A 25,614-nucleotide genomic window follows, 5' to 3' on the forward strand; every position below is an offset into this window, starting at 1 on the left:
TGGCTTAGTAGGCACTGGCTTCGAACAGCAGATGTACATCACTGATCACGCCTTCGCGGAAGCCACCTTCGCAATAACACAGATAAAAATCCCACATGCGGATAAAACGCTCATCAAAGCCAAGCCCAAGTACCTGATCATGCTGCTGCAAGAAACGCTGACGCCAGCAGTGCAAGGTCTGGGCATAGCTCTGGCCGATATCTTCCAGATGTTTGAGTCGCAGTTTTTGTTCGGAAGCGGTCTGGGTCATGACACTGATACAGGGAATAAAACTGCCCGGGAAAATATAGCGCTTGATATAGTCAACGGTATTCAGGGCTTTGGCATAGCGTGCATCTTCAATGGTGATGGCCTGTATCAACGCTAGACCATTCGGCTTGAGGAGCTCGCGGCATTTTCGGAAATAAGTTGGTAAATACTGCTCACCTACGGCCTCGATCATTTCAATCGACACCAGCTTGTCGTATTTGCCTTCCAGTAAGCGGTAATCTTTTAGCTGCACAGTCACGCGATGGGATAATCCTGCTGCCTCTATTCGCGCGACCGCTTCATCATACTGTGCTCTGGAAATGGTGATGGTGGTGACCTTGCAGCCATACTGCTGCGCGGCATAAATGGCAAAACCACCCCAGCCGCTGCCAATTTCGACCAAATGATCCATCGGTTTGAGTTGCAGTTTCTGGCAGATCAGCTCTTTTTTATAATCCGAAGCCTGTTCCAGACTCATGCCCGGCTCTTTAAATACCGCACTGGAATACATCATGCTGTAATCCAGAAACAGCTTGAAAAAGTCATTGCTCAGGTCATAATGCTCGGCAATATTTTTGCGGCTGCCATCAATCGAATTCTTGCGCGATTTATACCAGACCTTTAACAGTAACTGGCTGGCTTTGGCCACTGCATTCTGATTCATCTGGTCCAGCACATCGCGGTTACGTGCCAAAATGCGGATCACATCGACCAGATCTTCACTGCTCCAGTAGCCACGGATAAAACCTTCGGCAGCACCCAGTACACCATTACGGAACAGCAGATCCATCAGACGGACATCATGCACCTGTATCACCGCCTGTAAATCGCTATTTTCCCCGACAGCCCCGTTCCAGACGCCTTTAAAAATCAGCTGACCATGGCGTAATTTCAGCAGGTGGCGCAGTACCACCGGCAGTGTGCTTTGCTCTCCCATGAATAGTGTCTTCATCGCAATGTGTTTCCTTTTTCTTTTTTAGGATGTCGGTAAAACGGAATTTTCTTTTTCCATAAACGAAAGGCGTGCAGATAAATTCCGCTGACCATCCTGAAGGGTTCAAGAACTTTCAGTACAGCATAGCGATGCTGCTGTGAAGGAACCGTGATGGCCTGCAAGGAAAATTTCAGGGTGGCATCGAATTGCAAGATTCCCTGCTCAAACAGCTGCATATGAATCACGTTCTGCCGATCCGAAAAGCTGAAGCGCCAGCGATAATCCAGCCCCATCGGCATGAACGGCGACACATGAAAGGCCTTTTTAAAGTCAAACTGGTGACTCTGGTACGGCGCATGTTCGTCTGCATTGTTCCGGCAGTCGTGAATGTAGACCTGTCGTTCATTCCACGGTGTGTTGGTGATTTCACTCAGCACAAAGAGCAACTGGTCGGTGGCACCAAAGACCAGATAAAACACTACGGAATTGAAACGGAAACCCAGTGTGCGCGGCAAGGCCAGCACCCGGATGGAAGCGGCATGCGGTAACAGATAGTTTTCCCGCTTGATTAGCAGGCGTGCAACTTTCTGCCGGATTGAACCACATTCCATGCTCAGAAAATCGCGCTCATCCAGGGTCAGAAAATTCCAGCGGCTGGAAGACCAGAGCCAGGATTTACCGGTAAAGGTCGCGAGCTGATCCGGATCAAACCATAGATAGGTTAGCTGGGTCTCAAAAGCATGGGCTTTGGGCAAATAACGTCGGTGCCGGATTTCGGCAGAGGCAATCGCCAGTGGATACATCTGCATCATGTGCTCCTAGGCGGCCTGTTCGGCCTGTTTCAATAGCTGATCGACTACCCATGATGCGCTACGCGCCCCATCCTCATGAAAGCCCCAGCCCCAGTAAGCACCACAGTATGAAGTGCGGTTCTGGGCATTGACCTCGGCCCAGCGTTGTTGTGCTTCAATCGCCGGGGCATCAAACACCGGATGGCGGTAATACCGCTCTACCCAGACTTTTTTCGGATCCAGGGCAAAATTAGGATTCAGGGTGGCAAAGACCTGAGTTTTGCATTTCAGGTTCTGCAGCTGGTTCATCCAGTAGCTGAAACCATAATGTGTGCCACTGTGCTTGAATGGCGTTTGTTCAGTGGCCTTAGTCGGCGTGACGTGTACATGCCAGCTGGCCCACTGGCGACGGGATTTGGGCATGATAGAGGTATCGGAATGTACCACCATGCGGTTATCCTGATAGCGGAACTTGCCGAGCACATCCAGTTCCTGTGCAGACGGGTCTTTCAGTAACTTCAGGCTGTCGTCAGCATGGCTGGCAAAAATCACCCAGTCAAAACGTTCACTGCCTTGTTGAGTTTCAATCAGCACATCATTGGCACTCCGCGAGACATGCAAAACGCCCATCTTGCGGAAGCTAATATTCGCCTGGGCCTGAATGGCACGAACGTAGCGAGCCGATCCATCCTTGACCGTCAGCCACAAAGGACGGTCTTTCAGCTGCAACATGCGATGATGCTGGAAAAAGCTCACCACAAACTTATACGGAATCTGTCCGGCTTGCTCCACCGGACAGGACCACAGTGCCCCGCACATCGGATAGAGATGTTCCTGACGGAAGGCTTTGGAATAGCCATGCTGATTCAGATACTCATCAATACTGAGCTGTACATCAACCTGCTCCACATCCAGATCTTTATTGGCGGCATAGAAGCGGAACAGATCCGACAACATCGCGCGAAAATCAGCCTTTAAAAAGTTTTGCGGTCTAAACAGCAGCGAGAATTTTTTCGATGGATTGTACTGCAAGCCCGTGACCTGATTGTTCACCGAAAAGCCCATGTCACTGCTTTGCGATTGAATCCCGAGTTCTTTCAGCATGGCGCAGAACAGTGGATAGTTGTGCTCGTTAAACACAATAAAGCCACTGTCTACTGCGACCTGTTCGCCGTCTATATTCAGCTGATGGGTATCGGTATGGCCTCCAAAGTAATTATTCTTTTCAAAGACCGTGACTTCATGCACTTTGCTGAGTTTCCAGGCGGCATACAGACCGGAAATACCTGAACCAATAATCGCAATTTTCATGGTGATTCCTTCGATTGAATCGTGTGAGTGCCTGCCGTAGCGGCTTTTTTCTGTTTCCGAGCCTGGGCAATTTTACTGGCTTCATAGACCCGTGCCGGAATCGGCTTGAGTCCCCAGACCAGCCCCAGCCAGGACATGAGTTTCAGCAGATAATAGGTGACATCAATTTGCCACCAATAAAAGCCTTGCCGGGTGCTGCCTGCATAATAATGATGATTGTTATGCCAGCCTTCACCCAAGGTAATAATGGACAGAAATAAATTGTTGCGGCTGTGATCTTCAGTGTCAAAATCCCGGCTGCCGTAATGATGCGCCAGTGAATTGATACATAAGGTGGCATGGATGAGTAACACGGTGGAAACCACAAAGCCCCAGACCAGCAATTGCAGGCCGGAAGTACCGAGTTGCGGCCAGGTGATGGCCAGCCATTCCCCTAGCGCATAAATCCCGCCCGCGGTCAGCAGCACCACAATTAAGCTGAAACGGTCTAGCCAGATCAGTTCCGGATATTTCAGCCAGTCTTTAATGACTTCTTTACGCGTTGCAAAGTTGTATTCGTTTAAGAACCAGCCGACGTGGCTGTACCAAAAACCATGCGTCGAGGAATGCGGGTCTTGCAAGGTATCGGTATAGCGATGGTGATAGCGGTGATGCGCCGCCCACCAGAGCGGACCACGCTGCGCGCTCATGGTGCCAAGTAATACAAACAGGAACTGGACTGGGCGCGAGGTCTGAAAAGTTTTATGCGATAGATAACGATGGAAAAAAGCCGTAATGGAAAACATGCGGATCAGGTAGAACAGCAGCATAAAGCCCAGCGCAAACCACGACACTCCCACCCAGAACACGGCGAAACAGGCCAGATGCAACAGAATAAAGGGCAAAATCCGCAGCCACTGAATCTTGCTGTTTTCAGCCGTCAGTGTTTCGGGCGCTGTGGGTGTAGACCAGCTGTCTATCCATCGCATCAGACTGTTCAACATGGACTCATCCTATTTTCAAGCGATTGTCTTTATTCTATTTGATGAGTGTAATCAGTCAGATATGAATTTTATGTGAAGTAAATAAAAAAAGCCGAACTGTAGAGAGACTAGGCAGTTCGGCAAAAGGGTAACAGATTAATGCGGCAATTTGATCAATTTTGTCACGTCATAACCATAATGTTTTGCGGTTTCCAGATAGGACTGATAGGTGGCTTCATCGAGTTGCGGTTCACGCGATAAAATCCACAGATATTTATTACTCGGTCCACCCACCAGCGCCACTTTATATTCCGGATCCACTCGTAATACCCAGTAATGACCTTTGGTAAACGGAATCCATCTTAAGCCTTGCGGCAAAAAACTGACCTTCAGTTTGCTGTTGCCCGCATTTTGCGGATAGGCAACTCCTTCAGAGCTGATCATCTCACCGTTGCCAATCCGGCAACTATTCAAGACACGCATGGTCTGATCGGCATTGAGGCTATATTGCGCCGTGATATCCGAGACGCATTTACGCTGAAAATACATCGGTAAATGCGCAATTTCATACCACTTGCCTGCATACTGCTGGATATCCACCTGATCGACTGCCTGAGACGCAGCAGTTTCTGCTCGGGTCGTGGTACTTAAGCTGATGATGGCCAGTGCCGTCGCTGCAAAAACCGATTTGAATCGCATGTTCATTTTTTAGCCTTGTTTAATTACAGCCTTAAGATAACCCAGCTGGATGTGAACAAAGTGTGAAGATCAAATGCTGCGATTCAGGGTCTATTGGTCAGGAAATGCCATCTGAATATTCAGGACCCAGTGCGTTATCGCAGTTTATTTGAGAGCCCCAAACAGGATTGCTGTTTCAAAGCCACTCTTTGCTGTCATCTGCAACAGGCGTTCCATACATCACATGCTGAATCATGGCATAGGCGATACTGCCCTTGAACGGAATTTCTGGTAACTGGTCAAACTTGAAAAACTGCGCATCGCTCAGTTCATTTTCCTGAATCTGGATGTCCCCTGCATGATATTCCGCCTTGAAAGCCATCATCAGGTTGCTGGGAAACGGCCATGGCTGGCTGGCCAGATATTGAATATTCTTGATCTGCAGCCCCACTTCTTCCAGCGTTTCACGGCGGACTGCCTCTTCCAGGGTTTCCCCGACTTCAACAAAGCCGGCAATCAGGCTGTACATCTGGGTTTTGTTGCGGGCATTTTTTGCCAGCAGAATTTCATCTGCACCCCGGGTAATGATGGTAATTACACAAGGATTCACCCGCGGATACTGGTTATAGCCACAGGATGGACAGACCATGGCATACTGGCTGGCGTGCTGCTGGGTGGCGTGACCGCATTTACTGCAAAAGCGGTGATTACGACGCCATTCTAGCAACTGTACCGCACGGCTGGCCTGTTCAAACTGCGGTCTGCTCCAGACTTGCACCAGTTGCCGGATCGGAACCAATTGATAACCTTTAGGCACTGGTTCGTCTTCTTTAAGATCACGTGCAATGATCTTGCCATTTTCCGAGAGGTCTAGATCATGCTGCAATCTTGCTACCTGTGGCAACTGAAAATGCTCATCCACTAGTAATTGTTGCTGTCTAAAAATATATGCTTTTGAATGCATGCTCATGACATCCACTGATTAAAAAAAATCCCATACATAGGAGTGTATGGGACAAAACTAAGGAAGCTTACATGGAGTAACTTCTAAGCAGATACTAGGTGCAAGCTGCCTGAATTACAACCATAATAATTTGTATCTTTTTGATTAAAATCACATAATTTTCACACCACCTATGCATTAAGGAATGATGCAATGTGAATTTCATCAATGGGCTGTAGCATTACAGAGATGGACAGTCTTTTATTGCAGCAATCATGATTCCTGTGCAATGCCAGCTGATCATCTGGTCGAGTTGAATTGATTCAACATGCACGTTGATCTTTATTTTCACAAAAAATTGAACTGTTCGGCTTTACACTGCGCTCTCTTTCACTGGTTCTGAGATAGGTATGCGTTTCGGTTTAATTCTAGGTGACCAGCTTCATCATCAGCTTGCTACGCTCAAAGCGCTGGACCGTACCCAGGATGTGATCCTGATGGCCGAAGTGGTTGAGGAAGCCACGTATGTCGCGCATCATCCGCAGAAAATTGCCCTGATTTTTAGCGCCATGCGTCATTTTGCCAAAGAGCTCAAGGCCGAGGGCTGGCGTGTACGTTATTATGCTTTTCAGTCCGGAAGTCCGATTCGCAGCCTGCTAGATTTTGTGCAGGGACAGCAACAGCTGTTCCCTGTCACAGAACTAGTCATGACCCAATGCGGAGAATACCGCTTGCAGCAGCAGATTGAACAGCACTGGAGCCAGCAGCTGCAACTGTCGGTAAAGTGCCTGAATGATGAGCGTTTTTTCTGCAATCCGGAGCAGTTCCGGTACTGGGCCAGCCGTTACCAGACGCTGCGCATGGAATATTTTTATCGGGAAATGCGCAAGCAGACCGGCTACTTGATGCAGGGACAGCAGCCGCTTGGACAACAGTGGAACTATGACAGTGCCAATCGCAAGGCCTGGTCAGGCAGTCCGCCATTGCCTCCAGCACTTCATTTTGAACGGGATCAGATTGATCTGGATGTACTGGAACTGGTTGAACGCGAGTTTTCCCATCACTCTGGCAGTCTTGCCGATTTTCACTGGGCCACCACGCGCAGCAATGCCCTGCTTGCATTGGAGCATTTCATTGCCCACAGTTTGCCGCATTTTGGAGATTATCAGGATGCAATGGTTCAGGGTGCAGACATGCTGTTTCACAGCCTGCTCTCGCCTTATCTAAATTGTGGTCTGTTACTGCCCAAAGAAGTCTGTGATGCGGCAGAAGCTGCCTACTATGACGGTCATGCACCACTGAATGCAGTGGAAGGTTTTATCAGGCAGATCCTCGGCTGGCGCGAATATGTTCGCGGAATTTACTGGCTGTACATGCCGGAGTATGCCAGCCGCAATGCGCTACAGTACTCAACCCCGTTGCCACAATTTTACTGGACTGGCCGCACTCAGATGAACTGCATGGCTGAATGTTTCCGTACTACTTTTCAGCATGCGTATGCACATCATATTCAGCGTTTGATGGTGACTGGAAATTTTGCCTTATTAACTGGTGTAGACCCGCAGCAGATCAGCGAGTGGTATCTGGCAGTCTATGCCGATGCCTATGAATGGGTAGAACTACCGAACACCTTGGGCATGGTAATGCATGCCGATGGCGGCTTGATGGCCAGCAAACCCTATGCGGCTTCGGGCAATTACATCCATAAGATGTCGGATTACTGCAAACACTGTAGCTACAATGTCAAAACCCGTACCGAGCCAGACAGCTGTCCGTTCAACAGCCTGTACTGGTATTTCATGATCCGGCATGAAGCGATATTCCGTACCCATCCACGTATGGCCATGATCTATCGGCAGCTGGACAAATTGAAAGATCGGCAGCAGATCATCAGCCATGCCCAGCAGCTTCTTAGCCGGATCAATGAGTTATAAACGATGAAAAAACAGCATCTCCCTGAAAAAATATGTATTCACTGCTTGCGCCCTTTTACTTGGCGCAAAAAATGGCACCGTTGCTGGGAGAAAGTACGATACTGTTCTGAACGATGTAAACGTGAGTCCAGAAATTTATCAAAATCAAACACTTAGAAACGCCTGTATTGGCGTGAACAATAGGCCCGTATCACATCAGGTGAACGCAACTGCAGATGTTTGGTTTTTCGGCCAGTCACGCGTGCACGCCACATTTTAAAGCTACTGTGTTTCAAATTTTGCCGCATCAAGCGAATCACCGTCGCTTCATTTAAACCATACTCACATAAAATAGCTTCAAAAGGAGTTCGATCTTCCCAAGCCATTTCTATAATTCTGGATAAGTCCTCTTCAGAAAATTGATTCATACCATTCTCGTTTTTAATCATCACGAAGCGTTAATAAGCTTTATCGACTTTAATCTGACTAAAAGAATAACAATACAATCATGAATTTTTTGTGATTTTTCTGTAGTTTAGGGACTCAGCACGACTAAAAGGGCTAGTTAAACTAGCCCTGTTAAGTCTTAGTTACCTCTATAAGTCGAATATCCATAAGGACTTAAAAGGGCTTTGTTGCACAAAGATTTGAAATACAAAGCCCCCCTAATTGAGCCAAATTTAAGGCGTAACTTGGGTAAGTGGTCGACCTAATTCCGTAAATCTGTTGAGGACTGCTACACGTGCATGAATTTCATTGACTTGGCTATCAAATTTTCTTGCACTGAGTTTATCCCCCAATAATTTGATGCAATGCATCTTAGTTTCGACCAAACTTCGGCAATGATAGCTGGACCATTTTTTCCATAATGTCCTGCCTGAGAAGCACTGCTTCGCAAGATTAACCGTTCGAAGTAATTCATTTCGCGCTAGCGAGCTGATCTTTGTATCTTTCCATGGTTTCGCATTTTTTCTAGGTGGAATCACCGCATGCGCTTGCCGATCTGCAATGACCTGACGGCATTGCTTGGTGTCATAAGCTCCATCGGTATAAACAGAGTCAATCTGCTCATCTTGTGGAATCTGATCGAGTAAATCACCAAGCACTTGTGAATCACTCACATTATTTGTAGTGAGTTGAATGGCGCGTATTTGAAGGGTTTCAGCATCTATACCAATATGAAGTTTACGCCATTGGCGACGATATTCAGGTCCATGTTTCTTGCGTTTCCATTCGCCCTCACCTAGAAACTTCATGCCTGTAGAGTCTATGAGTAGATACAGCCCATCGCTACTTTTTTGGTAGCTGATTGCAATATCAATATGCTTTTGTCTTCTACAAAGCGTACTGTAATCTGGTGCGGTCCAATTTAATCCACAAAGTTTAATCAGACTTTGCACAAAGCCAGTGACCATACGTAAAGATAGACGGAATAAGGATTTAATCATTAAGCAGCATTGGATAGCTGCGTCGGAGTAGGTTTGATTTCGCCCTTGTTTGCCTTTTGATGGAGCATACCATTGCGTAGCAGGATCAAACCAAATGGCAATATTTCCGCGACTCATGAGTGCTCGGTTATATGCGGGCCAATTGGTTGTGCGATAGATTTTGTGTGTAGGCTTCTTCATTTGAAAATTATATCGCTGAAAAAGCCTTTACAGATAGGTTTGTGCAACAAAGCCTCTCTATCTTACACTTCAACAAGTATTGATTCGCCTGTAGAGCAGTCTCCATTACGCCATTGCCAGTTTTCAATTAACTTAATTTTCCCATTAGCTTGGATCTGAATCTCAGTATTACACTCCCCTATACGTAATTCATTCATCTCATTGATGTGGTGGTACGCCATAGTGAAAGTTTTTTCAGAAGTCATCAAACCTAGTAAATGTCCATTGGTAATACTGCCACCAGAATAGGTAGCTTCTATACGCTCACCTACTTGGTAATAATTAAATATAGTCTCGTGAGATACTTCCCCATTAGATGTATTTTTAGCATTTACAAATTTTTTATTATTTAGATTTAAGTTCATTTTACTTTTTAATTTCCCTAAAACTAACATGATACACGTTATATGAAGTTCTGGAAATGAATCTATTACACTGATTTTTATGTATTTTTAAAGTTTAAAGCCTAGACTAGTGTCTAGGCTTTTTTTGTTATTCCCAAGTAGAAATGTCCTATATGGACATTTCCAAGTCAAGCACAGGATTCAGATTTCGTTGTTCAATCGCTGTTTTCTGTGCTTGTCTACGTGGCATCTTTTGAGAACGATTGCGTTTGTTTTGGTGTTCCAGTTGTTCATGCTGTTGTTGAATATGTGCCACCACAGAACCCAAACGTTTATTCTCAACAATCTCTCGTTGATTGAGCTGACTTAATTTATCGAAGATGCTGTAATTGATTTTTCTTCCCTGATATTCAATGGCTACAGTACCATCCGGATATTCCAGGAACTCAAGATACTTGCCGACCAATCTTTGATTTTCTTCGCTGTTTTCCAAAATATATACGCATTTATCATAAGTAATCGTCAAGCTGTTCGTAACCCTGCGGAGTTCACGCCAGGTAAAAATATCATCTAATTCTTCGGCTGTTTCAGTGATAGTCCGGTGCAGATCCTTGGGATTAAAGGCCATCTTGGCGAATTTACGATTAAATTGCTCAATAAAGCACGGCAGCCACTTATTGGCATCTGCAATTGAACTGATGCCTTCTAGACGCATCTCTTTGATCAGACGGTCCTGAAGCGTTCTATTGGCGCGTTCTACACGGCCTTTGGCTTGAGGGGAGTTAGCGAAAATGATATCGATATTGAAATTGCTCAGAACACGTCCAAACTGGGTAATCTTGGTGTCTTTTTAAAAAGAGAATACCTTCTTATATCTAAAAGTTTTCTTTGTATTTATAAAGAATAAAAATTATTTACCTTTATTAGTCAAAATAAAACGTGAATATGGTACTAACCTTGCTTAATAAATAGGGATAGAGATAAACACTTAAATGAGCATTTGTATATTGTTTAAAGTATGTAATAAGACTCTAAGTCTAATTGCACTACTGCACAATTTGCTGCATTATCGAATAAAATAACAACAAGTGTTTATCAGTGAAGATCAAACATACCTCTACCAGATAGCCGGACGCCATCCAAGGTAAGGAACATAATGACCAGCTTAAATTATTATCAAACCATTTTTGATAAAGCGGGTGATGCTATTTTTGTGCATGATATCGGCAGTGTCGAATTTATGGACGTAAATGAAGCAGCTGAAAACCTCACCGGTTACAGTAAATCCGAATTAACGAAAATGAGTGTAGAAAAAATCAGCGCACATAGCCATGGTTTTGATTTTTTTCATGCCTTAAAAAAGGTTCAGCAGGCTGCTAGCCACGAAGCGATTACGTTTGAGTGGATTATCCAAGCCCAAGATCAACGAAAAATTCCGGTCGAAGTCTGTTTAAAAACAGTTGAGATTGAGCATCAACCTAAGCTATTAGCACTTGTCCGCAATATTAGCGAAATCAAAAAATATCAGTATGCTCTACAATCTAGAGATCAATATTTCAAGATGCTTCTGGAACACTCGGGAGATGGTATTGCTATCCTCGACTTGCAAGGTAAGTTGCTCTATGCCAGCCCTTCTCTACAACGTATTCTCGGTTACCGCGACCGTTTTGTACTCAACAAAAATATCTTGAATGTGATTCATCCTGATGACCGCATGAATGTACGCCAGTTACTTTTTAGAAAATCCTCTCACCAAGCTGCTGGTGTGATTCACTATAAAATCATGCATCATAATGGCAAATGGCGACACCACGAGGCAACCTATCGTAACTTATTAGATCACCCTGATATTCAGGGCATATTGGTGAATTATCGTGATATCACTGAGCGTATTGAGGCTGAAGAAAAAGCACGTGCTCGAGAAAAGCAACTTGGTCATATGTCACGTTGCAAAACTATGGGTGAGTTAGCTACCGCACTTGCACATGAATTGAATCAGCCACTTGCAGCTTTAAACAACTATGTTGGTGGTAGCATTATTCGGATTCAGAAAGGTTTGGCAAATACCACTGAAACACTCGACGCTATGAATGCAGCATTAGATCAGACCCAGCGGGTCAATAAAATCATTCACAGTATGCGTAGCTTTTTACGTAAGGGCGAAGCCAATTTTCAAGTTCACTCTCTAAATAAACTGATTCAGGATCTACATCCACTGATAGGCTTAAAAGCAGATCAAATTGGCTGTGTCATACATTATGAATTAAGCGTTTCACCTATTTATATTTCTGCCGACGAAACTTTATTTAGTCAGGTCATTATTAATTTGGTCTTTAATGCTGTAGATGCTTTACAACGTAACCCAGAAGGAAAGCGCGACATTTTTATCCGTACTTGGGAGCACAACCAACATGCCCGTATCGCAATTGCTGATAACGGCCCAGGATTACAGGGTCAAAATCCTGAACAATTATTCGAGTCATTTTATTCTAGCAAAAAAGACAGTATGGGTATTGGTCTGACGCTATCCCGCAGCATTATTGAAAATCATCATGGCTACTTATGGGTCTGTGAAGGTGAGTCTGGTGCCATTTTTAATATCTCTTTAGCAGCACAGGAGCGTGCAAAATGTATTTAACTAATTCTCATGTTCCCGAGCCCATTGTGTATGTGATAGATGATGATCAAGACATTTGTAATTCACTCACATGGTTGCTTGATTCAGTGCAACTCGAAACTAAAACATTCAATAATGCTACTGAATTCCTAAATTTTCAGCGCCCGCAAACGCCTGCATGTTTAATCCTTGATATTCGTATGCGAGGGATGAGTGGCTTGCAACTACAACAACAATTGAATCAACAAAAAATCCGTATGCCAATCATTTTCATGACTGGTCACGGCGACATTCCAATGTCGGTCAATGCGATGAAAGCTGGGGCATTTGATTTTTTAGAAAAACCTTTTAATCCACAGCATATGCTTAATCAAATCCAAGCCTGTCTGCAACTTGCTGAACAAGACTTTATTGAAGAAGAAAAACGTCAAGAACAGATGATTAAATTGAAATCTTTATCACCAAGAGAAAGTGAGATTATCAATTTATTGGTCGATGGACTTTCGAGTAAACATATCGCACAAATGTTGAATATCAGCCATAAAACAGTAGAAATTCACCGCACTCATATTCGTCAGAAATTAGGAACTGAATCTATCGCACAGATCGTCAATATGGTCTTGATTTGTCGTGATCGCTCAATACCGGCGATGAGTTAACCATCGCCTGAGCGGGAGAAAAATGATATCTTCGATTAAAAGAAACGATCAAAATGAATTTGTTGGTGTGGAATACCTGCCTGATACGCCATTTGTTCAATAGATTTTACCATTGGCGGTGGCCCAGCACAGTATATTTCATGTTGGATCAGTTGCTCACCTAAAACATCATGAATGATTTCATGAATAAAGCCTGATCGAATACCTTCGATCAATTCAGATGAAGTTGCTGGAACATAATTCAAGCGTGAACCTAATTCAGTCCAATCCCTTAACTGATCTTCTGTCAGTAGATCACGCTGTTCACGTCCACCATGAAAGAACCATACCTTATGATTTTGTAGTTGTGGATTAACTGCGACTCCACGGGCAATTGCCAACATCGGTGCTAGACCTGAACCACCAGCGACACAAACAATTGGTCGTGGCTGCTCTTGTAAATGTGCCAAACCATATGGGCCATCGATCTGAATCACAGCACTTTGTCGCTGTTGCTCATCAAATAGCAGATTGGTCATTTTGCCATCTACTACACGGCGAATCTGGAATACCCACATGCCTTCATCATTCGGCAAATTCGACATAGAATAAGCACGTAATAATTGCTGGTTTACTGAAAGCAAAGCATATTGACCTGGAATAAACTGCGCTGGTTTCTCTGATTGCAAATGGATTTCTAAAATATCGTGTGTAATCGGCTGTACATATTTGAGCTTGACGGCCTGTTGTTTTGGCAGAATTTTAGGCGTGCATTGTTCATCTAAACGGACTTTAATAACACAATCCGATTTAGGACGACATTGACACGCCAGTAACCGACCTTTACGTTTATCACGATCGCTCAATCCAGGTGCTTCAGCCCATAGATTATCTACTTCACCAGATAGCACTTCTATTTTACAAGTCCCACAGCCACCAGCATTGCATTCGTAAGGTAAACCAAGACCTTGACGAAGGCCGCCGCGCAGCAGCACGTCGTCTGCTGCACAATGAAATTCCCCTTGCCCTTCAATTTGGATTTTATACATCGGTATCACTCCACAAGATAAATCCGATCTTCGCGGACGATAGACTGATAGGTTTTTAGCGGGATGGTACAAGGTGCTCCACAAGGCTCACCGGTTTTAATATCGAAAGCACCGGCATGAAACGGACATTCCACTTCACAGCCATCAATTTCACCATCAGCCAGTGAAGCATCACCATGGGTACAGGTATCATCAGTGACATAGAATTCACCATCTTCTAGGTGGAACACCGCCAATGGCGGATATCCCTCAATAATCACCTGTAAACCTTCACCCTGTTCAATATCGGAAGTCAGGCAAAGAAATTTTTCTGCAATATTGGCCATTTTGATATTCATTTGCTTAACTCCTCAATCGGTGAATCTGTCGCTTCAGGCCCCAAAGTGTGATAACCGCCATCAGCATGAATCACACTGCCGGTCAACAGTTTCGCTTTCGGGCTACATAATAGGCTTAAGGCTTCAGCCACTTCTTCAGCATCGGCAATACGGCCTAGCACATGGAAACGGCCTGCGACTCGATCAGTTTTAGGACGGTCATTACCTGAAATCATCTGCATCGGCACCGACCAGGTCCATCCGAGGGATAAAGCATGAACACGAATACCATCAGCAGCCAAATCCAATGCCATGCTTTTGGTCAGTTGTTCTAAGGTTGCTTTAGAGGCTGGATAAACCCAACGCTCTTTTTGGGCAATGCGGGCGCTAACACTGCTAATATTAATGACAGCCCCATCATTGCTGGCCTGCAGCAATGGTCTACATACCTGTACCAAAGCTGCATGACCAAACACGGTCACATTAAATGTATTTTGCCAATCGTTACGTGTAGATTGTGAGCCATGATCTTCATACAGACAGGCCAAATTCACTAAAATATCTAATCTATTCAGCTTACTAACCAAAGCTTGAATACTTTCATCATTAGCGAGATCTAGATATTCATAACGACTTTGGGTTTCAGCTGCCACCTGCCTGCCTTGAGTTTCGTTAATGTCAGCAATAATGACGTCCGCCCCCAAACTTTTTAATTCTTTGACTACTGCCTGGCCAATGTGAGTTGCGCCCCCAGTGACCAGAACCACTTTATTATTCAAATTGGTCATGAAACCTCCTTGTATTGTGGCCATTCGGTAAATTGCCCTTTGCAGAACAGTAATGGGCGTTGATTGCTATGTCGGCACTGTTCAATTTTCCCCAAGAAAATCTGGTGATCGCCTGCTTCAATCTGCTGTTCCCGGCGGCAGATAAACTGCACTACGCAACCTTCCAGTAGCGGTGCTTTAGTAGTTTCAAGATTCCAGCTCCCATGCTGGAATTTGTCTGGAATGGGCTTAGCAAAATTGAGTCCGATTTCTTGCTGATCGGCTCCCAGAATATTGATGGCAAAGTATTCTGAATTTTCAAAAACTGTACGGCTTGGTGAATGATTGACTAGACTCCAGAGCACCAGCGCAGGATCAAGAGATACCGAGCTAAAAGAATTAATCGTAAGACCAACAGGTTGTTGCTGTTCATCTAGACAAGTGACAATCGCGACACCAGTGGCAAAACCGCCGAAGGCCTGCCGAAGCGCTTTCGCTTCAGCTAGGTCAACGTCCTGCCACAAAACTTCAGGCAGCTGCATGTTGAAACTCCTCACGTGACAGATATTCTTTAGCCCCTTCTGCACCATCTACGGCTGGCCAGAAACCGCATGGGTTGTTGAAATGCCCCATAAAGTCATCCGCAATCGCTTGGTTCTGTGAGGCTGCAGCTAATACTTGTAATAAGCTCTCACTTGGTGGATTTAACAATAGATTCGTGAATTCAGTCGTATAGCGACCTGACTTTTCCCAGAATTGCTCGAATACTTCTGTCATCCAATCTGCACTAAAGTCTTCATCACCTCGTGCTAAAATCGCAGCTAAATAATGCTCCACCATACGGGTTGCATTGTTTGCGCCTTGTCCTGCGATTGGATCATTTACAATGACAGTGTCTCCAATCCCCCAAATTTTTGCACCGTTATCTAAGGTTGCAACAGGATCTCGAACTTCAGGGCGGAATGCACCTTTGAGCCATGCGTTTGGATCACTTAATTCCATATTATCGACCATACGGAAGCTTTGATCTGGTGTTACTTTGGCAACCGCTTCTTTCATGCGTTGGACCATTTCTTCGCCAGATGTCACATCATCGAAGATATCCATTGGACCATTCGGTACACATTCAAATAAGAAACTACGACATGGACCATGCGTGTGACTATAGAACGGCATACTGAAGTATTCGCCTGCACCTGCAACAAAATTAAAATGCAAAGTCTGAGATGGTTGACCTTGCCAACTGTTTGGACCGCATAAATCATCACCTACGACGAGTGCTGCAGCCAATTTGCGAGGAGGAGTGTGATGTACTGAGCGTGATTCGTTGCGTTTGAATAAACTGGTGATATTGCCCTTACCTGCTGCCAAAATCGTCAGATCATTTTCAACAGTGATTACTTCCAAATCTTCTGGACTGACATTTTGAATGATGAGCTTGCCACCACGGCGCGGATATTCCTCTAACCAACGGTGATATTTGGTTCGTTGGTCCATGGCAATACCGTCATTATCATGTAAAAAACCTGTCACAGGTAACATGATATCGCCGTTTGGTGCACGAAAATCGACATGCAATGCTTGACCACGATGCGCTTTCCCATCCCAAAAATTTAAGCCCAATCTGCGCTCTAACTCTAAAGTTCCTTCAAAAAACATTGTGGTACTGACCATACGACCATGTAACAACTCATCCGCAGGGCGATCTACATATAAAGTGACATCATATTTGTTTTCGAGTAGTGAGAACGCCAGTAATAAACCTGCTTGTCCACCACCGATAATTGCAATTTTTCTCATCTTAAATTCCCCTTAGGCCGTATTGATTCAGTGCCTATTTAACTGTGTTCGGATAGGGTTGATTGAAGGTCAAATTCAATTCGACGCGTTCAAATTTCCATTCACCCTGCTCATTCCGACTTACTTCTGTTTTATAAAATCCACCTAAGCAACAGGTCGTTGCAGATTTAACTTGATCTGTTGCTGCTGTTGTTGATTCCTCGGCTAAATTACAGACTTCCCATAACATCCAAGTTGCCTTTGCATGGTCTTGATCTAGGAGCTGTATATCGGGCATGGCCATAATATGTAAGCTCCATAACACTTGAGCCTCTGCAATATTGGACAATGCCTCTAAAATATTTTGACGTCCTTGATACTCCCCAAAACCCTTAGCACACCAAACGGCATTTTGGTGAAATACATGCTGTAAAATGGCTGAATTGTTGCGCTGATCAGCCGCTGTTGCATAGCGACCGATCAGGCCACGAATCGCCTCGCAGGCCTCCAGATAATGCAAACGCTGTTCTAGATTGTGCTGGCTCATCCTGTATTCCTCTTAAACGTTGACCACGTCACCAGTTTCATAAATGAAACGGTTCTCCGCAAATGCATACGGTACGCCAACTGAACCCTTATAAAGCTCGATGTGTGGTGCAACTTCAGCAAAGCTGAGACTTAACCAATACAACTTATGAAGCTCTTCAGGTAAGGTCCCTAGGGCATATTGATCGAGTGCGGCAAGTAGCTTGCGCATTTCGGGCAAAATAGCATCGTAAAATGCTTGCAATTCTTCTTTGGTTGAGTTCAAACGCGCTTCATGGCGTTGCTTACCCGTTCCTAAAGCCCATTTCGCAACAAAAGGTTCTAAGCTTGCAAAGTCAGCTGGCAACTGTGAAATGATGTTTGACATGTGCATTCTCCTTATGCGCGATTTAAATATTGTTCAAGTACGTGGTAACCGTGACGAATCAAGATCTCTTCATCTTGAAGGTGCATCACTTTTTTCGCTTTAGATTCAAGGGCTGCTTGAGTGTCTTCCATGGTTGCGGTGTCTTCTAACCAAGCGTTACGTTGTAAGATTTGTGCAAATTCTTGTGCCCAACGCTCCGAATAAGTTTTCGCTTTAGGAATGTAATAACGACCTTCCCAACGTGTTTGATTGTGCCCAACTGGCCAGAATTGATGCGTAAACCACACCCCTTCAGTCACGTGCACCAAAATGTTTGGGAAAATGACAGACAGTTCGAAAGAGAAGTCATCACGGTCATTTGGATTGACTGTTTTTGGTAACTGAACACGTTCATAGTGATTGACTAAAGAGGCACCTGTAATCTCGCCCGACAATGCTGCAGCAGGTTTTGGATTGGCATTCTTGGTCAGACACACTGCACAGGTACGGTGATCACCAAACAACTGTACTTCCTGTAGGCCTGAAGCAAAGACATTCGGGAAAGAGCCAGCATGAATGGTTGTAACGTGATAGGCTTCAGCAAATGCGTCATGAGCGACTTTCCAGTTACAATTTAATAAGGTGTTATAGGCAAAGCACTCTTCCATTTCATGAAAAGGGTAACCCCCTAAATGTTTACCCATATCACCGAGGAATTCTTCAACAGATTGAGTGCCGTCATTATCCAAATTGATGAAGATAAAGCCTTCCCAAACTTGAGTACGAATAGGCGCCAAACCGTTATGACCTTTATCAAAACAAGAAGTGAATTTTTCTTCTTCCGGCACGCTGACCAAATCACCTTTAGCATCGTAAACCCAGCCATGGAAACGGCAAGTCACGACTGCAGCTTTATTTGAACCAAAGGTTTCATTGCCAGTCTCCACCACAACTTTATTGCCACGGTGTGAACAAATGTTATGAAATCCACGGATTTCACCATCTTTGCCATGCATTAAAATAACTGAGGTTTTAGCAAAATCTAAGCGTTTAACTTTGTAGTCACCTTTATTTGGTATTTCTTCTACACGCCCCACTTTCAACCAGACTTTTGAGAAAACCTTTTCAATTTCCTCTTGATAGATCTCTGGTGAAATACATGGTTCGGTTGGAATCGGCTCAATACCAAGTTCTGGATATAAATCGCCCCAACGAAGTTTTGCATTACTGTTCATAGGACACTCCTGTTCAAGTTCTCTTTTCTAAGTTTTAAGTTCAGTAAATTTCATGCTTATTTGTGAACAGCGTTTGAAACACGCTAATCAACCACCATTCACGTGATGAATTAAAGTTGGTAATGTTTGCGAACTAAGTTTGCGATCCCCAGTTTTTCTAAAATTGGCATTGGGCATAAGAAGGTTGCACGTACCATTCCTGGTAAACGGCTGATTTCGATAGAGCCTGTAATGGTGCAACGGTTCATGACCTCATCCACACTTAAACCTGTGACTTTTGCCGCTCGATTTAAAGCATTGTCCGTTGCATCATTGAGGTTCTTACCTGTTCCCATAAATGTGATTGGACCACTTTCCTCAATTTCAGTTTGTCCCCAACGCGCACCTAAAGCTTTCACTTTTTCACGCTCTTCCTTGGTAAATGGACGTGCCATTGGTGGTAAGTCATCTGGTGCTTGAAGTAAAATTGGGCCGTCAATTGTTAAACCTTTAATCACTTCCACTTGTAATTCTGTTTCGCCTGAAACGTCCGTGGCATGCCCTGCAATTTCACCATTGCCTTGTTGCGCATGCATATCTCCCATGTAGACACCTGCACCTGGTACTTTCACAGGGCAAATCAAAATACAGCCTGGACGAATCGAATTGGTATCCATGTGACCGTCAGTTTTGGCTGCGATAAGCTCTTCTTCAGTCATTCCGAATTTATGCGGTGCATTAATCAAGTACTGACCGAAGTCGTGACAGTTATGAGAGTCTGGTAAGTCACGTGAAGGTGTCGTACCAATATTGCCGAGGAATGGACGCATATGCGCAGCAACCCCTGGCATGTCAGCACGCGCTAGTGATAGAATAGAATGCTGTGCAGCATGTTCAGGTAATGCAGAAAGCTCATTGGCATTACCAGCTAACTTGTTGGCAATTTCTTGGTTGACCGTCAAGCTCACTTTGTTTTCTTCATCCAACACAATCACATAACCATGTGAAAAGCGAAAAGCACTGACTTCTGCCCCACAGTTTTTACAGTGAATCGCATCGTCGCCAATCCCATCTACATAACTTGCAGGCTGTTCAGTACCACATGCCTCACAATATTTCGCGACAAATGGATCTCCTTTATAACGTCCCTCAACAAATTGCATTACACCAGATGAGGTCGCCGTAGAAGTGACATGCATATCCTTAATCTTTAAAGCGACAGCATCACCTACCTCTGCACCTTCAATAAAGACAGGGAGTGTCACTTCATGACCACCTTGGAATGCAGGTGTAATCATTGGACCCCAACAGCCAGGCGGTGTGCCTGTTTTTAACGTTCCACCATTTTTTAAAGGTCCCAGCATACGTTGGCTTGGTCCCACAATACCGCCTGAAAACTCATTCACCACTAAATAATCGACAGCTCCAGCACTGCCTGCTGCATATTCTTGATTCTTAATTTTCATGGCCTTACCTCTATATGCTTGCTCTAATGTTTAGGTAACAATGTTTTAAAATGGGATGGTGATATCAATTGCGAACTTCTGACCTTCTGGTCGGTTTTCAACATCAAATTCTTTTTGATATTTCGCTGCGATCGCATACCCTTTAGGGAATTGATAGCGAACTTGCGGACCTATGCTGGCTGCTTTAGCTTTAAAGTCACCTAAAACAGCACCTTCACCTGAGTCACCTTCAATCTGACGATGTACATAACCACCAACACCAACCGCCAAAGGTCCCATGTGTTTAGCGACTAAGTAATCGACATGCAAAGCGTTGCCCGATTCATATTTGCTATCCTTATTCTCGAAATTGATGTCGTACATCCACTTTGTACTGACTTCGATACCTTGTTTATTTAAGTATGTGGTCGAGATAATTGGTTGAATGGTGTAATAGTTACGTCCAATATTCGCGAGTCTATTTTTGTTGTAAGAGCCAACTGGAATATAAAAGTCGATACCTGTCGCTACATGCCAATCTCCTTTATGCCAACCCAATAAGAATGGATCGATAATGAGATCACCCATTGCCATGTGATCATCTTGACGACCACCTAATGTAAGATCTGCATGGGCATATACAAGGAATGCATGCATGCCCCATGTCGCGCCTAAAAATGTTTTGTCACTGACATAGACACCACGAGCAACTGTGGCAAAAGTATCAATTTTAAAATCATCAAATACTGGATGATCATTTTTAAATTTATCTGCGTTGTAGTATTGGTTATAACTGACGAGATACATCCCAGGTGGTGGCATTGCTCCACCAAAAAAACTCTCTGTTCCATCAGGATAAGCACTTCCGCCATTTTCAGCGGCAAGCGCTAAACTTGCACTACTGAAAAGACATGTGGTCAATGCCACTGTTTTCAGATATTTTCTTACCATTTACAGCATTCCCCTAATTTCTAAAGTCTTTGTTTATCGGACTTTAAGCTCATGACTTAATCTAGACCTGAAACATGGCAGGGAAATATAAGGATGAATCTGTGCTTTTATCAGGCAAAAGCTAAGGAGTAATAGTCAAAATCGTGTAATGTGATAAGAAAAAAACTGACAGAATCTATAAGAATACTTATTTGTATAGGTAGATATACCTATGATCAGCAATGACTAACTGAACCACACCTGATTTTTTTGGAAATTATTTCTCCCAATAAAATGTCCTGATATAACAAAAAAACTCCTATAAAGTTTTTAATAGACATCTTGCATAAATCAAAAAACGACCAACTCGGTGATTATATTTCGTACCGATCTATAAGCTGTATTCGGTTATCCTTGTTGCATGAACTACTCAAAAGGGCTTTGTTGCACAAACCTATCTGTAAAGGCTTTTTTCAGCGATATAATTTTCAAATGAAGAAGCCATCAAGAACAGCTTTGTGAAACAAAGCCGGTTAAAACTGCAAAAATTATGATAGTTTTACCTTCCAAACTTTTTTCCAACTAAGCTATTTATAAAAATAAAAAAAGTCCAAGATAAAAAATCACATCTTGGACCAAGGAGTATTCATAATACTATTATCAACAATTCATATGTAATAATTTTTCAAGCCACTTTAAAGTAGGATATTTATCTTTTCACATTTTTTTAATTCAACTAAAATTTCATCATTAATAAAAATATTCTTTTCAGAAAATTTATTTTTATTAACTTCAGGAAAATAGTAATCATTTATAAAATAGATCTGCTAGGTACCTATTGATTCATATTTAAATATAATCTTATTGATTAAAAGCCATTCTATTGCATTAACAATCTTAGACTCAGATATTTTCAACTCAAATTCAATTTCCTTTAACGACATTTTTATACTTCTCTTATGCTGATTAGCCATAAGTACAAGCAATAAAAAAACACTTAAAAGTGTAATAGAATCTTTCATAGTAAGATCACAATAATTTAATTGAAATTTAGAATCTTTAAAAATTAAACAATTTAATTTAGAGAATTTTGAAATTTTGTTTTTCATACAGCTACATCTAGGGGCAAGCACTAAATATGCTTGACCCTAATCAAATGGATTATTTTTGAATACCAATAATTTCTACAGTCACTCGTCTATCTGGTTGTAAACACGAATGCAATTCATCCTTTGCTTTAATTGAAAAACACCCGTCAGTTAATGGTGATTTTTCGCCCATACTTGAATAACTAATTATTTTGTTAGATATCCCATGCTGGCTTAGATATTCTCGAACAGTGCTAGCTCGTGCCAAACCAAGCTTAGCATTGTAAGATTCACTTCCTAGTCTATCGGTATGACCAACAAGATGAATTTTACTAACATTTGAATAAACAGTATTAATTTTTGAAGCTAAATTATTTAGCTCAATACGTCCTTTTGGTAATAAATCTTTTTGTGTTGAACCATCAAATTTAAATAATGCATCTGCACTTAAATTAAAAATTTCAGTTTGTGGCTCTTTAATTTGTTGAATAATTGTATTTGTATTCGATGGATACATAAAATTATTACAATCTTCACCTCTCCAAGATAAACGTTCAGCTAAATAATCTTTATCAAAATCAATCCTTAGCTGACAGCGCTTATAATTTTGTGTATTTGGAATTCTGATATCTAAAACATAATTCCATTTTTTAACAAAAAATACACTTTCATTAAATTGAGGATTACCTAATAAATGGCGAAATTGATCTTTTGTTAAACTAATATCTAAACGACTTACATCATCATATTCATAACGTTTAACTTGTTTTAAATAGCTTTCCTTTATTTCAGGAAAATCCACTTCATCAGTAACTTCAATTTTTTCGATTGCTTTCCCCTGACTAGCAAAAAAAACTAAAGAACTTAAAATTAAAAACTTAAATGACAATTTCATAATAACAATCTCTATATATTTTTGATCATAAGTTGCAGAGAATATGCCCTGCATATCCTCTGCTTTTTGATAGACATTTAATTAGTCAATCACGCCACTAATACCTATACGGAAACTTGGATCACCTTGCGACGCTGCAGCTATACCACTAGTTAATGACCATCGACCATTGTCAGCAGTTTTTCGTAATGTCACACCAACTGCATTTTCGCCGCCATGATGTGCAGCTGCTGCTGCGTATGTCCATTTACCAGCAACGTATGGAGCTGTTTCTAAAGACATTGCTGCAGCAATACCAGCCATCGCACGTTTTTCCACATCATCAATACGTTTATTAGTTGTATAGAATGATTGTTGTAATTGATCACCTAAGTTCGTAATCTTCTGATCCAATTGATTATCTCTTTGATCTAACGCATCAAGAGCATCACCAACATTATGTTGAGTCCCACCCCCAACGTTATAAGTAGGGCCGGTATTGGTCTCATAATTTGCTCCACCACCTAAATAGTTATAGATATTGGTATTACTTGCATGTAACTGCGAACCATTGATAGCGTCTTGAGATGTTGAGTTAATTGCACCATCCGCTACATTAGTTACTTTATTACCGCCTGCATTAATACCAGCTTGATCAATCGTTACATTACCTACTGATACTTTGCTGGCATTAACATCACCTGCAGTTACAGAATCAAATGTCACATCTTTATTAGTCGCAACTTGATAGTTTGTACTGCCATCATCATTTTGAGTTGATGTAACGGTAATATTATCGCCTGCTGTTACAGTAGATTTTGCAGCAGCTGCAGCCTGTGCAGCATTCTGTGCAACTTGTTTAAGCTGATCTTCTGTAGCGGCTTGACCTGAAGTAATATTGTCTGGATTCCATGTTGTATTGGTTAAACCATTTACGGTACCAGCATCACCATTTACAGTAACTTGACCTGCAGTAATGGTTCCTGTTGATCCATCAATTTTCACATCGCCAACTTCAATCGTTCCTGCATTACCATCAATAGATACAGCGTTATTACCGGAACCCACTTTAATTTGATCACTCAAACCAACTGTAATGTCATTACCATTATTGCTAACAGTCACACCACTAGCGGAATCACCTTTAACATTAACGGTGTCCCCTGGTTTCACAGTACTTGCTGCAGATGCACCTGAATCTGTAGCAACTATCCAACCTTGATTCGCATTAGCTGCTTGATCATTAACATACTTAATCGCGTCATCAATATTTGATTGACCAGTACCGCCAATGTTATTCCAGCTAATTTGGTTGTTTACATATGTCGCATTACCACCAAACAACTCTGTAACATTATTTCCAAGTGCATATAGCTGGCTACCATTTACAGCGTCTTTAGAATTTTCACTAATTTCACCATCGGCAACATCAGTAACTTTTTTACCGCCTGCATTAATACCATCTTTAGTAATGCTCGGACCGCCAGCAATCTCAAGGCCATCCGTTGTGATTGATGTATCACCTACAGTAACCTTAGTGAAATCAACTTCATCTTCAGTTGCAACCGTATAGATCGTTTGACCGTCGGCACCTGTCACTGAGCTAACAGAAATATTTTTGCCTTCAGTTACCTCTGTTTTTGCCGAAGCTGTTTTGCCATCAACATAGGTTTTATTGGTAATGTGATCGCCATTAGTGATCGGACCGGTATACGTTGCACCGCCATTATTCACTGTGAAGCTATCACCCAACTTGGTTTCGCCTGTTACAGTGAGATTTGTCGTTGTTACGCTGTCTCCATTGATTACAGTATCACCTACAGTCACACTATTTAGATCTGTAAGATCTTTCGACATAACTAGATTCAACTTGCCATCTTTCGAATCAACTCGAAGATTTGCACCTGTAGCTTCTGCGTCTGCTGCTAAATCACCAGTGATATCTAATTGCTCATTGAGTTTCTTCGCAATCACGTCACCTGTATTACCACCAAACTTCATACCGTCATTTAGTGTTGCAACTTGTTGTTCTTCACCAGTTGTTGGATCTGTGTAAATAATACGCGTAACACCGTCTTTACCGTCTACGCCAGCTTTACCTGCCGCACCCGTTAAGCTAATGCCATCTTTACCATCTTTACCATTCAGTGTCAGTGAATCTGCCGCAAGATTTTTATCCAACGCTACGATCAGGTTACCGTCCGCATCCACT

25 protein-coding genes and 1 pseudogene are annotated in these 25,614 nt (G+C 42.9%); 4 read left to right on the forward strand and 22 right to left on the reverse strand.

What is annotated here, in order from left to right:
• Positions 1 to 4: 4 nt before the first annotated feature.
• From FTV50_RS14790 to nudC, 6 genes are all read right to left on the reverse strand, one after another.
• Positions 5 to 1,201, reverse strand: coding sequence for a cyclopropane-fatty-acyl-phospholipid synthase family protein (locus FTV50_RS14790; protein WP_180024886.1), 1,197 nt, complete (start codon positions 1,199 to 1,201; stop codon positions 5 to 7).
• Positions 1,198 to 1,992, reverse strand: coding sequence for a DUF1365 domain-containing protein (locus FTV50_RS14795; RefSeq protein WP_180024909.1), 795 nt, complete (start codon positions 1,990 to 1,992; stop codon positions 1,198 to 1,200). Before FTV50_RS14795 ends, FTV50_RS14790 begins: the two co-directional genes overlap by 4 nt.
• Before the next feature lie 9 nt (positions 1,993 to 2,001).
• The gene (locus FTV50_RS14800; RefSeq protein WP_180024887.1) at positions 2,002 to 3,285 is read right to left on the reverse strand and encodes an NAD(P)/FAD-dependent oxidoreductase; all 1,284 of its coding nucleotides are present in this window, start codon (positions 3,283 to 3,285) and stop codon (positions 2,002 to 2,004) included.
• The gene (locus FTV50_RS14805; protein ID WP_180024888.1) at positions 3,282 to 4,268 is read right to left on the reverse strand and encodes an acyl-CoA desaturase; all 987 of its coding nucleotides are present in this window, start codon (positions 4,266 to 4,268) and stop codon (positions 3,282 to 3,284) included. Before FTV50_RS14805 ends, FTV50_RS14800 begins: the two co-directional genes overlap by 4 nt.
• Before the next feature lie 135 nt (positions 4,269 to 4,403).
• Positions 4,404 to 4,952, reverse strand: coding sequence for a lipocalin family protein (locus FTV50_RS14810; RefSeq protein WP_180024889.1), 549 nt, complete (start codon positions 4,950 to 4,952; stop codon positions 4,404 to 4,406).
• Between the two features lie 169 nt (positions 4,953 to 5,121).
• A complete protein-coding gene (gene nudC, locus FTV50_RS14815) occupies positions 5,122 to 5,895 on the reverse strand; it encodes an NAD(+) diphosphatase (protein ID WP_180024890.1) in 774 nt (257 codons plus the stop codon).
• A gap of 383 nt (positions 5,896 to 6,278) precedes the next feature.
• Between nudC and FTV50_RS14820 the strand changes: the two genes are divergently transcribed.
• Both FTV50_RS14820 and FTV50_RS14825 read left to right on the forward strand, forming a co-directional pair.
• Positions 6,279 to 7,802: a cryptochrome/photolyase family protein gene (locus tag FTV50_RS14820; protein ID WP_180024891.1), complete on the forward strand. Its 1,524-nt coding sequence runs from the start codon at positions 6,279 to 6,281 to the stop codon at positions 7,800 to 7,802.
• 3 nt (positions 7,803 to 7,805) lie between these two features.
• Positions 7,806 to 7,958: a DUF2256 domain-containing protein gene (locus FTV50_RS14825; RefSeq protein WP_180024892.1), complete on the forward strand. Its 153-nt coding sequence runs from the start codon at positions 7,806 to 7,808 to the stop codon at positions 7,956 to 7,958.
• Here the strand turns inward: FTV50_RS14825 and FTV50_RS14830 are convergent.
• The 4 genes and pseudogenes from FTV50_RS14830 to FTV50_RS14845 all read right to left on the reverse strand — a co-directional run.
• Positions 7,955 to 8,209 (reverse strand): TIGR03643 family protein, encoded by a 255-nt coding sequence (locus tag FTV50_RS14830; RefSeq protein ID WP_180024893.1) that lies wholly within the window; start codon positions 8,207 to 8,209, stop codon positions 7,955 to 7,957. The genes FTV50_RS14825 and FTV50_RS14830 overlap by 4 nt on opposite strands.
• Positions 8,210 to 8,461: 252 nt before the next feature.
• Positions 8,462 to 9,409 (reverse strand): IS5 family transposase, encoded by a 948-nt coding sequence (locus FTV50_RS14835; protein ID WP_180024894.1) that lies wholly within the window; start codon positions 9,407 to 9,409, stop codon positions 8,462 to 8,464.
• A gap of 62 nt (positions 9,410 to 9,471) precedes the next feature.
• A complete protein-coding gene (locus tag FTV50_RS14840) occupies positions 9,472 to 9,843 on the reverse strand; it encodes a hypothetical protein (RefSeq protein ID WP_227591936.1) in 372 nt (123 codons plus the stop codon).
• A 118-nt stretch (positions 9,844 to 9,961) separates the two neighbouring features.
• A pseudogene (locus tag FTV50_RS14845) lies at positions 9,962 to 10,642 on the reverse strand (ISNCY family transposase); the annotation flags it as partial.
• Between the two features lie 306 nt (positions 10,643 to 10,948).
• Here FTV50_RS14845 and FTV50_RS14850 point away from each other — a divergent pair.
• Both FTV50_RS14850 and FTV50_RS14855 read left to right on the forward strand, forming a co-directional pair.
• Positions 10,949 to 12,430 carry a PAS domain S-box protein gene (locus FTV50_RS14850; RefSeq protein WP_180024895.1) on the forward strand — a complete coding sequence of 494 codons (1,482 nt, stop codon included), beginning with the start codon at positions 10,949 to 10,951 and terminating at the stop codon, positions 12,428 to 12,430.
• Positions 12,421 to 13,068 carry a response regulator transcription factor gene (locus FTV50_RS14855; RefSeq protein WP_180024896.1) on the forward strand — a complete coding sequence of 216 codons (648 nt, stop codon included), beginning with the start codon at positions 12,421 to 12,423 and terminating at the stop codon, positions 13,066 to 13,068. Before FTV50_RS14850 ends, FTV50_RS14855 begins: the two co-directional genes overlap by 10 nt.
• A gap of 35 nt (positions 13,069 to 13,103) precedes the next feature.
• Here the strand turns inward: FTV50_RS14855 and FTV50_RS14860 are convergent, their stop codons facing one another.
• From FTV50_RS14860 to FTV50_RS14915, 12 genes are all read right to left on the reverse strand, one after another.
• Positions 13,104 to 14,096: a 2Fe-2S iron-sulfur cluster-binding protein gene (locus FTV50_RS14860; RefSeq protein ID WP_180024897.1), complete on the reverse strand. Its 993-nt coding sequence runs from the start codon at positions 14,094 to 14,096 to the stop codon at positions 13,104 to 13,106.
• Positions 14,097 to 14,101: 5 nt separating this feature from the next.
• Entirely contained in the window at positions 14,102 to 14,434 is a 333-nt protein-coding gene (locus tag FTV50_RS14865) for a non-heme iron oxygenase ferredoxin subunit (RefSeq protein ID WP_180024898.1), read from the reverse strand.
• Positions 14,431 to 15,201 (reverse strand): SDR family oxidoreductase, encoded by a 771-nt coding sequence (locus FTV50_RS14870; protein WP_180024899.1) that lies wholly within the window; start codon positions 15,199 to 15,201, stop codon positions 14,431 to 14,433. The genes FTV50_RS14865 and FTV50_RS14870 overlap by 4 nt, the downstream gene beginning before the upstream one ends.
• On the reverse strand, positions 15,198 to 15,737 hold the full coding sequence (locus tag FTV50_RS14875) for a flavin reductase family protein (protein WP_249748891.1): 540 nt from the start codon (positions 15,735 to 15,737) through the stop codon (positions 15,198 to 15,200). Before FTV50_RS14875 ends, FTV50_RS14870 begins: the two co-directional genes overlap by 4 nt.
• Positions 15,709 to 16,980 carry a styrene monooxygenase/indole monooxygenase family protein gene (locus FTV50_RS14880; protein ID WP_180024900.1) on the reverse strand — a complete coding sequence of 424 codons (1,272 nt, stop codon included), beginning with the start codon at positions 16,978 to 16,980 and terminating at the stop codon, positions 15,709 to 15,711. The genes FTV50_RS14875 and FTV50_RS14880 overlap by 29 nt, the downstream gene beginning before the upstream one ends.
• Before the next feature lie 34 nt (positions 16,981 to 17,014).
• Positions 17,015 to 17,506: a nuclear transport factor 2 family protein gene (locus FTV50_RS14885; RefSeq protein ID WP_180024901.1), complete on the reverse strand. Its 492-nt coding sequence runs from the start codon at positions 17,504 to 17,506 to the stop codon at positions 17,015 to 17,017.
• Positions 17,507 to 17,518: 12 nt separating this feature from the next.
• Complete coding sequence (locus tag FTV50_RS14890; protein WP_179998700.1) at positions 17,519 to 17,872, reverse strand: hypothetical protein; 354 nt, start codon at positions 17,870 to 17,872, stop codon at positions 17,519 to 17,521.
• Between the two features lie 11 nt (positions 17,873 to 17,883).
• The gene (locus FTV50_RS14895; RefSeq protein ID WP_180024902.1) at positions 17,884 to 19,086 is read right to left on the reverse strand and encodes an aromatic ring-hydroxylating dioxygenase subunit alpha; all 1,203 of its coding nucleotides are present in this window, start codon (positions 19,084 to 19,086) and stop codon (positions 17,884 to 17,886) included.
• 110 nt (positions 19,087 to 19,196) lie between these two features.
• Positions 19,197 to 20,531, reverse strand: coding sequence for an acetamidase/formamidase family protein (locus FTV50_RS14900; RefSeq protein WP_180024903.1), 1,335 nt, complete (start codon positions 20,529 to 20,531; stop codon positions 19,197 to 19,199).
• Between the two features lie 45 nt (positions 20,532 to 20,576).
• Positions 20,577 to 21,461 carry a transporter gene (locus FTV50_RS14905; RefSeq protein ID WP_180024904.1) on the reverse strand — a complete coding sequence of 295 codons (885 nt, stop codon included), beginning with the start codon at positions 21,459 to 21,461 and terminating at the stop codon, positions 20,577 to 20,579.
• Positions 21,462 to 22,601: 1,140 nt separating this feature from the next.
• Positions 22,602 to 23,477 (reverse strand): OmpA family protein, encoded by an 876-nt coding sequence (locus FTV50_RS14910; protein WP_257223934.1) that lies wholly within the window; start codon positions 23,475 to 23,477, stop codon positions 22,602 to 22,604.
• A 27-nt stretch (positions 23,478 to 23,504) separates the two neighbouring features.
• A partial coding sequence (locus FTV50_RS14915; RefSeq protein ID WP_180024905.1) for a YadA-like family protein occupies positions 23,505 to 25,614 on the reverse strand: 2,110 nt, incomplete at its 5' end.

Source organism: Acinetobacter sp. YH1901134 (genome assembly GCF_013416965.1).
Classification (GTDB): Bacteria; Pseudomonadota; Gammaproteobacteria; order Pseudomonadales; family Moraxellaceae; genus Acinetobacter; species Acinetobacter amyesii.

What these genes read in the sequence shown, in the direction of transcription:
- FTV50_RS14840 (WP_227591936.1), bottom strand. Translation starts at nt 9,843, where the DNA reads ATGTTAGTTTTAGGGAAATTAAAAAGTAAAATGAACTTAAATCTAAAT.
- FTV50_RS14825 (WP_180024892.1), top strand. Translation starts at nt 7,806, where the DNA reads ATGAAAAAACAGCATCTCCCTGAAAAAATATGTATTCACTGCTTGCGC.
- FTV50_RS14805 (WP_180024888.1), bottom strand. Translation starts at nt 4,268, where the DNA reads ATGTTGAACAGTCTGATGCGATGGATAGACAGCTGGTCTACACCCACA.
- FTV50_RS14910 (WP_257223934.1), bottom strand. Translation starts at nt 23,477, where the DNA reads ATGCAGGGCATATTCTCTGCAACTTATGATCAAAAATATATAGAGATT.
- FTV50_RS14900 (WP_180024903.1), bottom strand. Translation starts at nt 20,531, where the DNA reads ATGAAAATTAAGAATCAAGAATATGCAGCAGGCAGTGCTGGAGCTGTC.
- FTV50_RS14865 (WP_180024898.1), bottom strand. Translation starts at nt 14,434, where the DNA reads ATGAATATCAAAATGGCCAATATTGCAGAAAAATTTCTTTGCCTGACT.
- FTV50_RS14870 (WP_180024899.1), bottom strand. Translation starts at nt 15,201, where the DNA reads ATGACCAATTTGAATAATAAAGTGGTTCTGGTCACTGGGGGCGCAACT.
- FTV50_RS14905 (WP_180024904.1), bottom strand. Translation starts at nt 21,461, where the DNA reads ATGGTAAGAAAATATCTGAAAACAGTGGCATTGACCACATGTCTTTTC.
- FTV50_RS14855 (WP_180024896.1), top strand. Translation starts at nt 12,421, where the DNA reads ATGTATTTAACTAATTCTCATGTTCCCGAGCCCATTGTGTATGTGATA.
- FTV50_RS14890 (WP_179998700.1), bottom strand. Translation starts at nt 17,872, where the DNA reads ATGTCAAACATCATTTCACAGTTGCCAGCTGACTTTGCAAGCTTAGAA.
- FTV50_RS14835 (WP_180024894.1), bottom strand. Translation starts at nt 9,409, where the DNA reads ATGAAGAAGCCTACACACAAAATCTATCGCACAACCAATTGGCCCGCA.
- FTV50_RS14885 (WP_180024901.1), bottom strand. Translation starts at nt 17,506, where the DNA reads ATGAGCCAGCACAATCTAGAACAGCGTTTGCATTATCTGGAGGCCTGC.
- FTV50_RS14820 (WP_180024891.1), top strand. Translation starts at nt 6,279, where the DNA reads ATGCGTTTCGGTTTAATTCTAGGTGACCAGCTTCATCATCAGCTTGCT.
- FTV50_RS14850 (WP_180024895.1), top strand. Translation starts at nt 10,949, where the DNA reads ATGACCAGCTTAAATTATTATCAAACCATTTTTGATAAAGCGGGTGAT.
- FTV50_RS14860 (WP_180024897.1), bottom strand. Translation starts at nt 14,096, where the DNA reads ATGTATAAAATCCAAATTGAAGGGCAAGGGGAATTTCATTGTGCAGCA.
- FTV50_RS14895 (WP_180024902.1), bottom strand. Translation starts at nt 19,086, where the DNA reads ATGAACAGTAATGCAAAACTTCGTTGGGGCGATTTATATCCAGAACTT.
- FTV50_RS14830 (WP_180024893.1), bottom strand. Translation starts at nt 8,209, where the DNA reads ATGAATCAATTTTCTGAAGAGGACTTATCCAGAATTATAGAAATGGCT.
- FTV50_RS14790 (WP_180024886.1), bottom strand. Translation starts at nt 1,201, where the DNA reads ATGAAGACACTATTCATGGGAGAGCAAAGCACACTGCCGGTGGTACTG.
- FTV50_RS14800 (WP_180024887.1), bottom strand. Translation starts at nt 3,285, where the DNA reads ATGAAAATTGCGATTATTGGTTCAGGTATTTCCGGTCTGTATGCCGCC.
- FTV50_RS14795 (WP_180024909.1), bottom strand. Translation starts at nt 1,992, where the DNA reads ATGCAGATGTATCCACTGGCGATTGCCTCTGCCGAAATCCGGCACCGA.
- FTV50_RS14880 (WP_180024900.1), bottom strand. Translation starts at nt 16,980, where the DNA reads ATGAGAAAAATTGCAATTATCGGTGGTGGACAAGCAGGTTTATTACTG.
- FTV50_RS14810 (WP_180024889.1), bottom strand. Translation starts at nt 4,952, where the DNA reads ATGAACATGCGATTCAAATCGGTTTTTGCAGCGACGGCACTGGCCATC.
- nudC (WP_180024890.1), bottom strand. Translation starts at nt 5,895, where the DNA reads ATGAGCATGCATTCAAAAGCATATATTTTTAGACAGCAACAATTACTA.